This window comes from Vibrio sp. zbq_1 (assembly GCF_043102935.1).
In the GTDB taxonomy this organism is placed as follows: domain Bacteria; phylum Pseudomonadota; class Gammaproteobacteria; order Enterobacterales; family Vibrionaceae; genus Vibrio; species Vibrio parahaemolyticus.
The window spans coordinates 379,447-394,794 of record NZ_JBICJH010000004.1; the positions used below are offsets into that span (position 1 = coordinate 379,447).

Annotated in this window: 11 protein-coding genes; 4 read left to right on the forward strand and 7 right to left on the reverse strand. The window is 45.9% G+C overall.

Annotation, left to right across the window (positions count from 1 at the left end):
- The first annotated feature begins 34 nt into the window (after window positions 1-34).
- Both ACF8CV_RS02165 and ACF8CV_RS02170 read left to right on the forward strand, forming a co-directional pair.
- On the forward strand, window positions 35-1,207 hold the full coding sequence (locus ACF8CV_RS02165; RefSeq protein WP_021447944.1) for an MFS transporter: 1,173 nt from the start codon (window positions 35-37) through the stop codon (window positions 1,205-1,207).
- Window positions 1,208-1,425: 218 nt separating this feature from the next.
- Complete coding sequence (locus ACF8CV_RS02170) at window positions 1,426-2,994, forward strand: PAS domain-containing methyl-accepting chemotaxis protein (protein WP_017447380.1); 1,569 nt, start codon at window positions 1,426-1,428, stop codon at window positions 2,992-2,994.
- Between the two features lie 125 nt (window positions 2,995-3,119).
- Here the strand turns inward: ACF8CV_RS02170 and tkt are convergent, their stop codons facing one another.
- Together tkt and tal are read right to left on the reverse strand one after the other, a co-directional pair.
- A complete protein-coding gene (gene tkt / locus ACF8CV_RS02175; protein WP_015313413.1) occupies window positions 3,120-5,111 on the reverse strand; it encodes a transketolase in 1,992 nt (663 codons plus the stop codon).
- Between the two features lie 123 nt (window positions 5,112-5,234).
- Window positions 5,235-6,185 (reverse strand): transaldolase, encoded by a 951-nt coding sequence (gene tal / locus ACF8CV_RS02180; protein WP_005463537.1) that lies wholly within the window; start codon window positions 6,183-6,185, stop codon window positions 5,235-5,237.
- 466 nt (window positions 6,186-6,651) lie between these two features.
- Between tal and ACF8CV_RS02185 the strand changes: the two genes are divergently transcribed.
- Window positions 6,652-7,653, forward strand: coding sequence for a sugar-binding transcriptional regulator (locus ACF8CV_RS02185; protein WP_005463541.1), 1,002 nt, complete (start codon window positions 6,652-6,654; stop codon window positions 7,651-7,653).
- 131 nt (window positions 7,654-7,784) lie between these two features.
- Window positions 7,785-9,077 (forward strand): glycoside hydrolase family 18 protein, encoded by a 1,293-nt coding sequence (locus tag ACF8CV_RS02190; protein ID WP_025554831.1) that lies wholly within the window; start codon window positions 7,785-7,787, stop codon window positions 9,075-9,077.
- Between the two features lie 41 nt (window positions 9,078-9,118).
- Here the strand turns inward: ACF8CV_RS02190 and ACF8CV_RS02195 are convergent, their stop codons facing one another.
- The 5 genes from ACF8CV_RS02195 to ACF8CV_RS02215 all read right to left on the reverse strand — a co-directional run bounded on the left by ACF8CV_RS02195 (window position 9,119) and on the right by ACF8CV_RS02215 (window position 15,312).
- Window positions 9,119-11,410: an EAL domain-containing protein gene (locus ACF8CV_RS02195; protein ID WP_025518345.1), complete on the reverse strand. Its 2,292-nt coding sequence runs from the start codon at window positions 11,408-11,410 to the stop codon at window positions 9,119-9,121.
- Window positions 11,411-11,431: 21 nt separating this feature from the next.
- Complete coding sequence (locus ACF8CV_RS02200; protein WP_029843870.1) at window positions 11,432-12,262, reverse strand: sulfurtransferase; 831 nt, start codon at window positions 12,260-12,262, stop codon at window positions 11,432-11,434.
- A gap of 36 nt (window positions 12,263-12,298) precedes the next feature.
- Window positions 12,299-12,595 (reverse strand): hypothetical protein, encoded by a 297-nt coding sequence (locus ACF8CV_RS02205; RefSeq protein ID WP_017447384.1) that lies wholly within the window; start codon window positions 12,593-12,595, stop codon window positions 12,299-12,301.
- A gap of 141 nt (window positions 12,596-12,736) precedes the next feature.
- Window positions 12,737-13,189, reverse strand: coding sequence for a hypothetical protein (locus ACF8CV_RS02210; RefSeq protein ID WP_015313408.1), 453 nt, complete (start codon window positions 13,187-13,189; stop codon window positions 12,737-12,739).
- 11 nt (window positions 13,190-13,200) lie between these two features.
- Window positions 13,201-15,312 carry an LruC domain-containing protein gene (locus tag ACF8CV_RS02215; protein ID WP_138937141.1) on the reverse strand — a complete coding sequence of 704 codons (2,112 nt, stop codon included), beginning with the start codon at window positions 15,310-15,312 and terminating at the stop codon, window positions 13,201-13,203.
- Window positions 15,313-15,348 lie beyond the last annotated feature (36 nt).

The window sequence follows — 15,348 nt, forward strand, 5'->3', positions numbered from 1 at the left end:
TTGTTTGAAGGAATTTTAACCAAAGGAAATGGATTTGAATCGTAACGTATGGTTGTTATCGTTGTGCCAAGCACTCTTGATGACAGGAAACATTCTCTTGATCTCGGTGATCGCGCTCATTGGCAAAACACTTGCCCCGTCACCGAGCTTTATTACTTTGCCTGTCGCACTGCAGTTTCTCGGTTTAATGGCGGCAACGATACCTGCATCATTGATTATGGGGAAACTCGGTCGTCGTTTGGGCTTTAGCCTAGGTAACCTCATCGGCATCGTGGGCGCAAGTTTGGCGACGTACGCGTTAAGCCAACAAACTTTTTATCTATTCTGTTTTTCTACGTTTTTGCTCGGTGTCGGAATCGGTTTTGGCACGCTCTATCGTTTTGCTGCAATAGAAGTGTGTGAAGAATCGGCAAGACACCGAGCAATTTCAATATCTATGGCGGGTGGGGTATTAGCGGCTATTCTCGGTCCGAATTTAGCGGTGTATTCGCAACAATGGTCAGACGATGGTTTATATACGAGTGCTTTTTCTGTCCTGATTGTTCTCTACATCACCGCGCTTGTATTGCTTCAAACGATTCGGTTCCCGCCAGCGCATACTCAGCTATCGCATGTTAAAGCCGATACTATTAGTGACATCATAAGACGCCCGAACTTTATGATTGCGGTGTTAGCGGCAATGGTGGCTTATGCGGTGATGAATATTCTAATGACAGCGACGCCTTTGGCGATGATTGGTTGTGGTTTCGACTTCGACAAAGCCGCAGGTGTGATTGAGTGGCACGTGCTCGGCATGTTCGCTCCGGCCTTTATTACTGGTCGATTAATTGAGCAGTTCGGCGCAAAGAAAATGATCCTAGCGGGAGGTGTGCTGTTTATTGCTTGTATAGGGATTAACATTCATGGTGTGTCCATTTGGCACTTTAGCCTTGCCTTAGTTTTGTTGGGCGTAGGTTGGAACTTCATGTTTATCGCTGCAACGGGGCTGTTTAGCCAAAGTTACGAAGCGAAAAACCGCAGCAAAGCGCAGGCGTTTAATGAGTTCTTCGTGTTCAGCTGTGTCACCATTACTGCCTTACTTTCCGGCTGGCTTGAATCGACAGTCGGTTGGCAAAACCTGAACTTGTACGTTCTTCCGTTCGTATTGCTCGTGATTGTGATCTTTGCGATGAAAACGGATAACAAAACAGAATCCCAAATAGCCTAACTTTCAATCTGTCACAGAAAAACTCAGCATCTGAATGCTGAGTTTTTTGTTTATTAGCTCAAATTTTGACTGGTAACGCGCAAATTTCTGCCAGTGATGATAATTCCCACACTAAAAATGTCGTATTGATAATACTTTTTATCTAACATTTTGTAATAAAAACAATAATCCTGTATACATCTCGCCGAAAACTAATAAAAATTATAGAAGTATCGTCTATGTCAGCCAATTTTTCTCAGAAAGCTCAAGAAACTCTCGTCGGAGAACTTGAAGAACTCGTTTCGACCACTAACTTAAAAGGCGTTATTACTTATTGTAATGACGCATTTTGTCGCGTTGCAGAATACACGCACGAGGAGTTAGTCGGTCAGAATCATAATATCGTCCGTCATAGTGACATGCCTAAAGCCGCTTTTGGTGATATGTGGGCACGCCTTAAAGAAGGCAAAGCGTGGCGAGGTATGGTTAAAAACAGCACCAAATCTGGCGGTTATTACTGGGTAGATGCCTACGTAACGCCTATCTATGAAAAAAACCAAGTTGTCGGTTATCAATCTGTACGCGTTAAGCCCAAGCGTGAATGGGTGGATATTGCAGCAAAAGCTTACAAGGGGATGCTAGCCGCCGAGAAAGCGGGTAGAACCTGGTCGTTAAAAATTAACGAAACGGTTCGCTATGCGATCCTACTTGGTGCATTAACTGCACCTGCCGCAGCGTACGCACTATCTGTTGAAGGTCCGCTTGCTTGGCTTGCAAGTGCATTACCAGCGAGCGTTTTAGCGTTATTGTTCCGCCAAGAGTTGATTGACACGCCGCAACAGCTCAAAAAGCTGCAAAAACAGTATGACAGCGTGAGCCGTTTGATCTATTCAGGCAATAGCGCATTTTCGATTGCTGATTTCCATATCAAAATGTTGTCTGCAAGGATTCGAACCGTATTGGGAAGAATGACCGACTCGGCGCTACCACTGCAAAATTGCGCTGAAGAACTCAGTCAAACAACGGCCGAGGTTTCAGCCGCGTTGAACCAACAAAACAGTGATATTCGACGCGTGCGAGATGCGACGCAAGAAGTGGAATCTTCAGCGAACTCGGTATCTTCAAGCACTAACGATGCCCATATGCTGATTGATGACACCTTGAAGTCATGCATGATGGCCAAAGAGACGATCGATCAAACGCATACCAACCTAGCTCAATTGAGTCTTCAAGCTGAAAAAGCAACGGAAACGACTTATCAACTGAGCGATCAGGCACAGAAAGTGAATCATTTGATGGTTGAAATCGGTGGTATTGCAGAGCAGACCAACTTGCTGGCGCTGAACGCGGCGATCGAAGCAGCAAGGGCAGGTGAGCAAGGTCGTGGTTTTGCTGTTGTTGCTGATGAAGTTCGCGCACTGTCTGGACGTACGTCGAATGCGACGGAGCAAATTCAAGCGTCTATCTCTGCTATGCTTTCGACGATAGAAGGTTGGCAGAAAGATATTTTGGCAAACAAAGAGCAAACCGATGCCTGTTCTCAAGTTGCTGAGCAAAGCGCGCTGCGTTTGTCTGAAGTTGAACAGATGATGCAAAGCATGAGTGGTTTGATGGTTGATGTGGCAGAAGCGGCGAATAACCAGTTAAAGCTATCTAGCGATGTAAACCAGCACATTCATTCTATTGCGTCGACCGCAGAGCAAAACTTAGCAGCTACGCATTCTGTTGAGCAAAACAGCCGTCAGTTGAAAGAACAAGTACAAGATTTCTATCAGCTTGCGATTCGATTTGAAGATAAGCAGTCGTAAAGCTGCCTTTTAGCGACGCCAAATATCTCAAACAAATTCGAGATAAAATAAAGCCCCGCCATTTCTGGCGGGGCTTTTCAGTTTTCAAATTCGCAATAGAGAAAACTGATTATCTTTTAACGCAATTACGCTAGTAGTTCTTTTGCTGTGTTCACTACGTTTTCTACAGTGAAACCAAACATTTCGAACAACTGGTCAGCTGGCGCAGATTCACCGAATGTTGTCATACCGATGATGCGACCGTCGAAACCAACGTACTTGTACCAGAAGTCTGCGATGCCCGCTTCAATAGCGATACGTGCTGTTACGTCTGATGGTAGAACTGCTTCACGGTAAGCTGCGTCTTGTTTGTCGAATGCATCTGTTGATGGCATTGAAACAACGCGTACTTTCTTACCTTCTGCTGTTAGTTGTTCAGCGGCTTTCACTGCTAGCTCAACTTCAGAACCTGTTGCGATTAGGATTAGCTCAGGTTTGCCATCGCTGTCTTTCAGGATGTAGCCACCTTTCGCGATGTCTGCAACTTGCTCAGCGCTGCGTGGTTGTTGCGCTAGGTTTTGACGAGAGAAGATAAGTGCTGTTGGTGCATCTTTACGTTCAATCGCTAGTTTCCATGCTACAGCAGACTCAACTTGGTCACATGGACGCCATGTGTTCATGTTTGGAGTCAAACGTAGAGACGCGATTTGTTCAACTGGTTGGTGAGTTGGGCCATCTTCGCCAAGACCGATAGAGTCGTGAGTGTACACTTGGATGTTCTGAATTTTCATCAGAGCGGCCATACGCATTGCGTTGCGAGCGTATTCCATGAACATTAGGAATGTTGCGCCGTAAGGAACGAAACCGCCGTGTAGTGCGATACCGTTCATGATAGCAGTCATACCAAATTCACGTACACCGTAGTGGATGTAGTTACCAGAGAAGTCGTTCGCTTCTAGAGACTTAGAACCAGACCACATGGTTAGGTTAGAAGGCGCTAGGTCAGCAGAGCCGCCCATGAACTCAGGTAGTAGAGCACCAAATGCCTCTAGAGCGTTTTGAGATGCTTTACGTGACGCAATGTTTGCTGGGTTTGCTTGAAGATCCGCAATGATTTGGCTTGCTTTCTCTTCCCACTCAGCTGGAAGTTCACCGTTTACGCGGCGTTTAAATTCAGCTGCCAGCTCAGGGTACGCTGCTTCATAAGCTGCAAATTTCTCGTTCCACGCTGCTTCCTTAGCTGCGCCTGTTTCTTTCGCTGACCATTCTGCGTAGACTTCCTGCGGAATTTCAAAAGGACCGTGCTCCCAACCTAGTTCTTTACGTGTCGCTGCAATTTCTTCAGCGCCTAGTGGTGCACCGTGACAGTCGTGTGAACCAGATTTGTTTGGTGAACCAAAACCGATGATAGTCTTAGTACAGATTAGAGTAGGGCGAGGATCCGCTTTTGCAGCTTCAATCGCTGCGTTGATTGCGTCAGCATCGTGACCGTCTACTGCTGGGATTACGTGCCAACCGTAAGCTTCGAAACGCTTAGGTGTATCGTCAGAGAACCAACCTTCAACGTGACCGTCGATAGAGATGCCGTTGTCATCCCAGAATGCGATCAGTTTGCCTAGGCCTAGCGTACCAGCAAGAGAGCAAGCCTCGTGCGAGATACCTTCCATTAGACAGCCGTCGCCCATGAACACGTAAGTGAAGTGGTCAACGATGTCGTGGCCTTCTTTGTTGAATTGCGCTGCTAGCGCTTTCTCAGCCATTGCCATACCAACAGCGTTGGTGATGCCTTGACCTAGAGGGCCCGTTGTTGTCTCGATACCAGGAGCGTAGCCGTACTCTGGGTGACCTGGAGTCTTAGAGTGAAGCTGACGGAAGTTTTTCAGATCATCGATAGATAGCTCGTAACCGCTCAAGTGCAGTAGAGAGTAAATTAGCATTGAGCCGTGGCCGTTTGAAAGTACGAAACGGTCGCGGTCTGCCCATTCAGGGTTTGATGGGTTGTGGTTTAGGTGAGAACGCCAAAGAACTTCAGCGATATCAGCCATACCCATAGGTGCGCCTGGGTGGCCAGAGTTAGCTTGTTGAACACCGTCCATGCTTAGCGCACGGATTGCATTTGCTAGGTATTTACGATCCATAGTGATTACTTCTCGATAAGTGTTTAAATAGAGGGAACTCGTCTAAACAAGTTCAAATAGAAAATCTTGAATGAGCGTTGATGCTAAAAGCGAGTAGACGGGCTACTCGCTCTTGGTAAGCAATTAAAGCTTAGCTTCGATCATCGCTTCTAGTTTGCCTTGGTCAACTGCGAAGTTGCGGATGCCTTCTGCCAGTTTCTCAACAGCCATTGGGTCTTGGTTGTGTTCCCATAGGAACTCAGCGTGAGTCATTGGTGCTGGACGCTCAGCTGCGCCTTTAGAATCAACTAGCTTCTCAACCACTTCACCTTCTGCAGCTTCTAGTTCTGCAAGTAGAGCAGGAGCGATAGTTAGACGGTCACAACCAGCAAGTTCTAGGATCTCACCGATGTTACGGAAGCTTGCGCCCATTACTACCGTTTTGTAGCCGTACTCTTTGTAGTAGTTGTAGATCTTAGTTACAGACAGTACGCCTGGATCTTCTGATGCTTCAAAGTCGCGGCCTTCTTTCGCTTTGTACCAGTCCATAATACGGCCAACGAATGGAGAGATTAGGAATACGCCCGCTTCTGCACAAGCACGCGCTTGAGCGAATGAGAATAGAAGAGTCAGGTTACAGTTGATGCCTTCTTTCTCTAGGATTTCAGCTGCGCGGATACCTTCCCAAGTAGACGCCAGTTTGATAAGGATGCGGTCGTTAGTGATGCCAGCATCGTTGTACATTTTCACTAGTTGGCGTGCTTTCGCTACGCTGCCTTCCATATCGTAAGATAGGCGAGCATCAACTTCTGTAGAGATACGACCTGGGATAGTTTTTAGGATTTCTTTACCGATGTTTACTGCAAGCATGTCACAAGTGTCTTGAACTTGTTGAGCTTTATCGTTGCTCTGTGCTTTAGCGTATTCGATTGAAGCATCGATTAGAGGTGCGTACTCTGCGATTTGAGCTGCTTTTAGGATAAGAGAAGGGTTAGTTGTTGCGTCTTCTGGCTGGTACTTTTTGATTGCATCAATTTCACCAGTGTCTGCTACTACAGTCGTTAGTTTACGAAGTTGCTCTAACTTGTTGCTCATAATCGATCATCCTATATAAATGGGCTTAAGCGTGGTTTTTGTTGCCACAGCTTGTGCATTTGCAAGCGAGTTAGCTAATCGTCTCATCGCGTTTAATGAGACATCTGCTCAGCCAACTACGGAAAATTTCGTTACCGAACAAATGCTATGAACATTTGATCGATAGCTGAGTAAATGATGTGTTCATATTTATCCTATCTATGCCGAAAGTCAATCGGTGAAATCGACTTATAGTGAACTTCATCAACGTTTTTTTACTGTGTGTTTAGCGGTTAACCCAAATAAACGTTTGCCCTTATTGCTCAATGCTTGAGCGTTGTTAGAAATAGCAAAAAACCGTACTGAGAAAATGTTATTGCAGTGAGCAAATGTTGCATTTAAATTGATGGAGAACATATGCTAAGTCAATGAGCAGATGCTCACTTATTGCATACAATGTCGGGCCTCTTAAACGACGAGAGTAAACATGAGCAGTTCTAACCAAGATATTTCCATTGAAAACACGGATTTGTTGACAGAGATCTCCGTTGCCTACTATCAGGACGGTGCGACTCAGGAAGAGATATCGAGAAAATTTGCCATTTCACGCGCGAAGGTAGGGCGAATGCTCAAACAAGCGCGTGATGAAGGCATCGTTGAAATCACCGTTAAATATCACCCGGTATTCAGCGCCAAGATTGAGCAACGTTTGATCGAGCGATTTGGCGTAAAGCGCGCGCTTGTCGCTCTTGACCAGCCGAATGAAGAAGCGCAGCGACTGCAGGTGTCGGGATTAGTATCCAATTATCTCACCAGTACGCTTAAAAACGGCATGGTGGTGACCGTTGGACAAGGGCGTAACGTCTCTTCTGTTGCTCATCATATTGGGGTGATCACCCCACGAGACTGCAAATTTGTGTGTGGTATCGGCGGTATTCACCCGCGTGGTGGTATGTACAATGCTGACCACATTTGTCGTCAGTTAGCTAAAAAGTACGGCGGAACGTCCGAAACGCTTTACGCGCCGGCTTATGCAGAAAACCGCGAGCAAAAAATGGCGTTCATGCAAAATGCAACCGTCAAACAAACGCTCGATTTGGCACGTAAAGCCGATGTCGCTTTAGTCGGTATTGGTGATATGAGCGAAAACAGCTACATGGTCGATCTAGGGTGGTTTACACCAGATGAAGTGGTTCAATCCCGACTAAAACAAGGTGTAGTAGGGGACTTTGCAGGTTATGACTTCTTTGATATTCACGGTAACGTTGCCAACACCGTAATGAGTGACCGTGTCATTGGCCTTGGAATTGAAGAGTTTCGGCCAATCGCAGAAGTGATTGCTATCGCTGCTGAAAACAGTAAACCGCTTGCATTACTTGGCGCGTTACGTACCGGTGCAATCGACGTGATTGCTACCAGTGTAAGCAACGCTTTGACAGTATTGAACTTGGATGAGCAGATGCACGGCAACGCGGCATCTGAGAGTTAGCACAAATAATATGCAACTTATGTAATCAGGCTGCGAGGATTTATAAATGACTCGCAGCCTGATTTCGTTTTCAAGTTAAAAATATTCTCTAGGAGTAGCTTTAAATTTGTACACCTACTCTGGAGAAAACAATGAAAAAGACACTTCTTGCTGCACTAATTATGGGGATAACTGGTGCGGCGCACGCCGAGCAAAAAGTCGTAGCGGGTTACTTTGCGGATTGGCAGTACGCGAATGCAGAAAACCCATACACGGTGAAAGATATTCCCGCCGATAAACTGACACATGTGATTTACGCGTTTCTCAGTATGTGCGGTCCTCATACCGGTGCCTCTGAAACGGTGCAAAACCTAGTAGCTAAACAATGCGAAGGAAAAGATCCCTATACGGCGATCATTGTCGATACCGAAGCGGCACTGGAAAAGAACTTTGGCGCTGTCTCAGTTAAGGTGCCATACAAAGGTCACTTCGCTCAACTTGCCGAAATGAAGAAACAACATCCTGATCTCAAAATTCTTCCTTCTTTTGGTGGTTGGACAATGTCCGAACCGTTCCATGCTATGGCGAAAAACAAACAAGCGATGGATCAATTCTCAAAAAGTGCCGTTGAGTTGATTGCTCAATATGATTTCTTTGATGGCATTGATTTGGATTGGGAATACCCAGGCGGTGGCGGTTTAACAACGTCGCCTTGGAACCCAGATACCAAGCTTTCTGATGAACAAAAAGCGTCTGAGCGTGAGGCGTTTACCTACTTGGTGAAAACCATGCGTGCAGAGTTAGATGAACTCACAAATCAAACCAAACGTGAATACGAGCTTTCTACGGCGGTAGGCGTTGGTCCAAAAGCGGCAGGTATCGATTGGAAAGCAGCAGAACCGTACCTAACCAACATGTTTGCGATGACGTATGACTTTCTTGGTGGGTGGGGGCAACAAACTGGCCATACTACCAACTTGCACGCGACAGAGCGAAGCTGGTGGGGCATGGGCGCAGACGTGTTCATCAACCAGATGATCGAGCTGGGTATTCCAAGTGAAAAACTGGTGATTGGCGCTGCATTTTATGGGCGTGGCTGGCAAGGTACTAAAGATTTTTCGGGTGGCTTACCAACGCAAGATCTCGTATCCGAGCAAGGAGCTCAGTTTGGGACGGGTGAGAACGGCTATTTCATGTTCTGGGATTTAGTGACGAACTATGGAGCGAAGCAGGGCTACGAGTACAACTATGATGAGCAATCCCAAGCGCCGTACTTGTGGAATCCTGAAAAGAAAGTTTTTATCTCTTACGAAGATCAACGCTCGATCAAAGCCAAAGCAAATTGGGCGAAACAGGCGAACTTAGGTGGCATTTTTACTTGGGAATTGTCGGGCGACCCGAAAGGCGAGCTTGTTGAGGTGATGTACCAAGAAATGCAGAAATAAACGGAAATCGTGGTTTAAAACCGACATCACTAAAGCCATCGTTAATCTATGATGGCTTTTTCTTCTTTATTGTCTTTCACAAAGCTAACAAGTTGGTCAAAAGAGAGTGGCTTGGAGTAGAAATAACCTTGAATCAAATCACAGCCACACGCTTCTAATTGGTCGCGTTGGCGTTGCGTTTCGACCCCTTCAGCTAAGACTTTCATTTCGAAGTTTTTGCCAATAGCGATGATGTTTTTCACCATATTCAGCGCTTTTTTATCGTGCTCAATATTGTCGACAAAGCTCTTGTCAATTTTAACTTCATCAATCGGCAATGTTCTCAACATGCTTAGTGACGAATAGCCCGTTCCGAAATCATCCAATGAAATCTTAAAGCCCAAAGCGTGCAAGCGCTCGCAAGTCGGAGAGAACTTTTCTAGATCTTCGATAAACAAGTTCTCGGTAATTTCTAACGTGATTCTATTGCAATCAAGATGGTATTTGTCCATCGCCGCCATCAAGCGCTCTATAAATTTGGCGTGCAGGAACTGCTTGACGGAAATATTGATCGACATCTGAATTGGAGTGGCAAGGTGGGTTGTCAGTAAGCCCATATCTTCAAGGCTCTTTTCGATGATCAACTCACCCAATCGCACCATCAAACCAGAGCTTTCAGCGACAGGAACAAATTCGTTAGGTGGCACTTTGCCCAGTTCCTCGTCTTCCCAACGAACAAGCGCCTCAACACCATAAATCTCGCCATTAATGTTTAACTGCGGTTGATAAGCCATAAACAGCGTTTGCTTCTCAATCGCAAGCCTCAGACGTTGCTCGACTTTCATCTTGTGCAGATGACTTGCTTGCATCTCCTGATTAAACAGACTGTACGCATTACGCTGTTTCTTCGCTTGATACATGGCGATATCTGCAGAAAGCAGCAGCGCGTCTAAGTTGTCGCCGTGCATTGGGTAGAACGCAATCCCAATGCTGCAACTGAGCAGGAACTGGTTATCGTTAACGTTATATGGTTTGGAAAGCGTTTGAATCAGCTCGCTTGCTAGATCTTTGATGGTCTCTTCATCAGTTCGATTAACGATAAAGATGAACTCGTCGCTTGCCTCACGGACGATCAAACGACCTTCGCGCGAAAAGTGGTTAAGGCGAGTCGAGATCTGTTTTAGAACTTCGTCACCAAATTCGTGGCCGTGTGTGTCATTGACCGATTTGAAGTTATCGATATCAATGAACATTAAGGTGAACGGGTTACTGCTGCCACACATCCAACGTTGAATGTTGGAACGTAAATACTCGCGATTAGGTAGGCGAGTTAGATGATCATGACAAGCTTGGTAAAGCAAACGCTCTTTGGTTTCGTGTTCATTGTTAGCGATTGAGCGAAACAGCGCATAAAACGCTGCTTGAACGATCAGAAAGACGATGCAGTAAAACGCAAATTGGCTGTAAAAGCCGCGCTTGATGAAGCCCAAATCGGTCGACGACGCCGCCCATAACCCATAATCAGGAAGGTATTTGAGTGTGATTAATTCATTCAAACGTTGGGTGTCGACGACGACATTGATTGCTCGGGTTAGCTGTTTTACTTGGTCGGTATCCCAGCCGTAGTCTTGCTGGATTTGATCCAATAAGGCTTGTTTATTTAAATCATCGGCGGGCTTTTGATAGTCCTTGATCGTGGTGTCTTCAGATGAGCTAAACGTAAGGTAGCCGTCGTTTCTAATGAGGGACACGCGATTGTGTTCATTAGCATGAATATCGTTACGAAACACTGACGACGTATTCATGTTAAAGCCAGCGGTCATTACCGCTTGTACTACGCCATTTTTATCTGGAATCGCTTTACGAATGGGAATAACTAACGAATCTTGCGCTTCCATAAAGTAGGTTCTGCCGATCACCATGCGATCGGAGTTCAACGCTTCAAGGAAGGTCTCTCTGGTCAGCGGATCTTGCTTGAGATTGTGTAGCTTTTCCAAAATCAAGTTCGAGCTAACGGAAATATAGTCGCCGTTGGGATTGGTCAAGCCAAAACCGATGATCGCCGGATGAATGTTGAGAAGTTTATCTAACATTGGGCGAGTTTGAATGGCCGCGGTACGAGTGAAGCTATTTTGTTCCACCAGTTGATGACCAACGACTTCTAGCAGCGATTCTTGCCCTTTTAAAAGTGATTCAACGGAGGAAGCAAACAGCTCCAATTGTAGGAGCTGTTTGTCTTTGTATTTGTCTAACGTTGCTTGGTAGTGGTAATAGCCGAATAGCGAAAATGTCACGATACTGACGGTGAGCAGCATCATGTAAAGAGTCCAAATGTTCTTCTTTAATCCGACCATGTTGTTTTGATAACCCCTAGCTTAACGCGTAATTGGCAGTGAGCAGTCTGCACCCCATTCTGTCCATGAACCGTCATAAACAGATAAGTTGCGTAAGCCTAGTTGATGAGCTGCCAACAATAAAATACAGGCAGTCACACCTGAGCCACAGCTGAAAATGATTGAATTGTCATTATATAGCGACAGTTCGCTAAATGCTTGTTTCAATTCTGAGTTCGGTTTGATGTAACCGTTATCCAGCAGTTCTTGAAAAGGCAGGCACAACGAGTTTGGAATATGGCCACTGCGCAATCCTTCTCTTGGCTCAGGCACTTCACCAAAAAAGCGCGCTCGTGAGCGAGCATCAACAATATGCGCACTGCAATTGTTTGAGTACTCTAATACTGCATTTGCGTCCAAAAATGCATTTTTATTTAATTTTCCCGCAAAATTTCCTAATTGTTCAGGTTTTGCTAGCGAATCTACGACGGGCAATCCCGCTTCTATCCAAGCTGGAAGTCCACCATTAAGTACTTTGACGCTCTCGTGTCCCATCGCTTTGAGCATCCACCATGCGCGTGGTGAAGCAAGTGTACCTGAGTTGTCATAAACGATGATCAAGTCTTCGTTATTTAGCCCAAGCTTTTGTGCGCTTACATTAAATCCGGCTTCGGTTGGCATCATGTGCGGCAAAGAGGTATCAGGCAGACAAAAGTCATTGTCGTAATCAAAACGGTAAGTGTTTGGAATCCATTTATCGGTGATTTTTTTGCTTTCAGAAGGAATTTGAAAGCTAATGCTTGCGTCTAAAAGCTTTACATTTTGTTGGTCAAGTAGGGCATGGAGTTCTTTTGCACTGATCAATGCTTGCATTGCTAAATCCTTCTTGTCGTGGGAGTGACCACTATTCTAGTTACAGCTGACGAATGAAAGTGATGGTTCAAAAGTTGAGCTTGTCGCTTGCCTAAATGTGGCTGTCGAACCGATCGCACAGTCAGTTGTTATCGGAACGGCGACGCGTTGTTGTTCGATATCAGGAGCGTCTATCGTCAGGTAACGTCGTTGCCCGTCTAAAGACTGAGTCAAAGTGTTGCTGATGACGGTTGCTGATAAGGTTTTTTCGCTGGTGGGTGAGCCCCACAAAAGTAAAAGGAGCAGAGCAATCGAACCGATGAAGACCAAAATGTAAGTTTTGGGGTTATCCAAGTTGAGTTCCACCCGTTTAGGCTAGCGTAAGCCTATTGTTTTACAATAAAAAAATCGCATGTTCAAAGAACGATGCGATTTTTGCTGATATTTAACATCTCTAAGAGGTTTAGGTTTGTTTGCTATTCATGACATTAATGCTTACAGGCGCCAAGATGAATCTTCTGCTGATATCACGTGCTGCACGGGGTCTGAACCGTCATAAAACCAAACTTCGACTAATAGATTTCCTTGGCTATCGGAGACCGGAAAATTCATTTCGGCTTTTCCGTTGATGAGTGCTTCAGAAGCTACTTTGCTTGCGTATTTCGCTTGGTAGGTACCTGAAGTCATCGCTTGATACTCTTTATAGACACTAAGGTGCGCGCGTTGTGAAGAGTAACCACTAATGTCAACAGATAGAGCACGAGCGACGATCGGATCGTAGTCGTAGCCATCTGGTACGTTCAGCGTTTGCATGCTTGGTTCTTCGACCACGATGGTGGTCTGAGTTGGTGGAGGCGTTGAGCTGTCACCGCTTTTATCACCGCCGCCACCTCCACCGCCGCAGGCTGTTAACGCTAATCCCATGATGATTGTGATTAAATTTTTCATAATGTGGTCTCCTATGGAATGTAGCATTTGTTTGCTTTTGGTGAGGCATGCCAGTTAGCATTTTGACTGCCGACTGATTCAGCGTAAGTGGCAAATTGTGGATACGCGTCGACCAAGTCTACGTTTTCCAATGGCCACTCCCAGTCCTCAACAATCAGCAGAGCCCAAGGTAGGTTGTTGCTGGTTTTGAAGTACGTACCTTGTACAGGATCACTTGCATCAACACCGAGTCCGTACAAATTGGCATCATCAAACTGTTCGGTTGGCGCTTGATCCGGTAGGTGTACTTCCCATTTTCGGCCTGGTTGGAAGGTAATACCGTCACCGTGGTAAGTGTTTGGTGTTGCAAAGATAAATGGGTCGTAAGGCATGGCTTGTAAGCCAGAGCGGTCGGAGCCTTCCTTAAAGTAAACCGTCAACGTAAAAGAGAAAGCAACGTTGTCATCACATCCTGATTGAGTTCGGAAGTAGGTACAATTGCTTTGCGTGTATTGGCTGAGATCATCGCTGATGATGAAAATGGCCTCTTCCGAGATAGTTTCCAATCCATTGCTTGCTTGTTGAACGCCGTTAAACGACAGGGTAGTTAAGCCATTCTCGATGCTTGCTTTTGCTATGCCCGGTAAACGAATAGCAAAGCCATTTTTGTATCCTGCACCGTAAGCGGCGAGGTCACCGGTGATTTGAATGTTCTCGACCACACCTTCCATACGCGTTTCTGTGATTCGGAACTGAATGACGACGTCGTTCATGTCGTAGTCTGCGGTGTATGGCCAGTTATCCTCAAACGCTACCGTTGCGTAGCCTTCTGCACTTGGGAAATGCTGAACAGATACGCCATTTTCGGTGATAGTGATTGGATGATCTTCCACTTCGCCGGAGGTTGAGCCGCCATCGTATTTGAGCCCCGTTTGTTGACTAAAGCGGAATCGGCTCCAACTTGGTCCTGCGGTTGCCAATTCAGAGACGATAAATGGAAGTGTGTTGTTTCCTGTTGCGAGTAACTGGTCTGTAAATACTTGTTCACCTTCATCTGCGAAATCACCGTCGCGGTTCCAGTCAAACCAAGCGGATAAGTAGCCAGAAGTAGACGCTGTCACATTCACCAGTGAACTCAAACCTGGATCGAGTGCGGCAACAAAGCCAACACCATCTTCGTCTGCGGTACCAACTTTGTTGTCGCCAGAAGGTGCGATTTGTCCATCTGAATCGCCATCAGGCGCAATGAAACCAAGCCATGTCACACCATCGATTTCGTGTCGTGGACCGTTTGAGGAAAGAAGCGTGTGGTAACTATCTGGAGCATCGCCAAAATCGATTGGGTCATCTTCATCAATAACTGGCGCGTTGGCGCAGCGTGCACCGTCATTTTGGCTTGAACTCGGGCCGTTCGAGACAAACTCAACCGCTGGGACAATGCCAGCGTTGATGTTTGAAGCGTTGTCCGCTGACAAATTAATACGGTAGATTTTTCCGTCTTGATTGCGGGAAACATAGTAATTGCCGTTGACGTCAAAATAGCCTGCACCAAAGGTACCGGTTTCGCCCGTATCTCCAATCATAGTGGCTTGGCCATTTGCAGTATTGAATTTGTAGAGAATGCCGGAGTTGTTGTCGATTCCGTAAAGCGAACCGTCGCCTGGATGAAAGGCAAAATCCGTCAAGTTTACGTTTGCGGTCGCGGTAATTTGTGTAAGTGTTAGCGTCGCATTTGGATTGGTATCTAATGGTGATAAATCAATGGAAAATAATCCTTTGCCTTTTCGATATAAGTAGTAAACGTGATTATAAACATCTCCAACAAAAAACGTATGGCTAGGCAAACCAGCGACATTCAGTGTTTCTGCTTGAAAGTCTTTCCCTAAACGGACGATTTTCAAGTTGGTGGTATCGTAGCCGTAAATGTATCTGTCGGTGAAGTCGAACCCGACGGCATTGATCCCTGATGCCAAACCCACATCATCAGCTAATAAAGTGGTGGAACCCGTAACCAGATTGACGCCATAAACTTGAACGGGGGTCGATTGGAATAAATACGCTTTGCTCGGACAAGTGTCGAAAGGCGCCGCATTCGCATAAGCGCTTACGAACAGTGAGCCGAGTATTAGTGATGTCCTTTTCATGATTCGCCCTCTCATTGAATTGTTTTATATGCAATG

Excerpts from the sequence above, each read along its gene's own strand:
- ACF8CV_RS02185 (WP_005463541.1), top strand. The coding sequence starts at position 6,652 with ATGAGCAGTTCTAACCAAGATATTTCCATTGAAAACACGGATTTGTTG.
- tkt (WP_015313413.1), bottom strand. The coding sequence starts at position 5,111 with ATGGATCGTAAATACCTAGCAAATGCAATCCGTGCGCTAAGCATGGAC.
- ACF8CV_RS02190 (WP_025554831.1), top strand. The coding sequence starts at position 7,785 with ATGAAAAAGACACTTCTTGCTGCACTAATTATGGGGATAACTGGTGCG.
- tal (WP_005463537.1), bottom strand. The coding sequence starts at position 6,185 with ATGAGCAACAAGTTAGAGCAACTTCGTAAACTAACGACTGTAGTAGCA.
- ACF8CV_RS02200 (WP_029843870.1), bottom strand. The coding sequence starts at position 12,262 with ATGCAAGCATTGATCAGTGCAAAAGAACTCCATGCCCTACTTGACCAA.
- ACF8CV_RS02195 (WP_025518345.1), bottom strand. The coding sequence starts at position 11,410 with ATGGTCGGATTAAAGAAGAACATTTGGACTCTTTACATGATGCTGCTC.
- ACF8CV_RS02215 (WP_138937141.1), bottom strand. The coding sequence starts at position 15,312 with ATGAAAAGGACATCACTAATACTCGGCTCACTGTTCGTAAGCGCTTAT.
- ACF8CV_RS02210 (WP_015313408.1), bottom strand. The coding sequence starts at position 13,189 with ATGAAAAATTTAATCACAATCATCATGGGATTAGCGTTAACAGCCTGC.
- ACF8CV_RS02170 (WP_017447380.1), top strand. The coding sequence starts at position 1,426 with ATGTCAGCCAATTTTTCTCAGAAAGCTCAAGAAACTCTCGTCGGAGAA.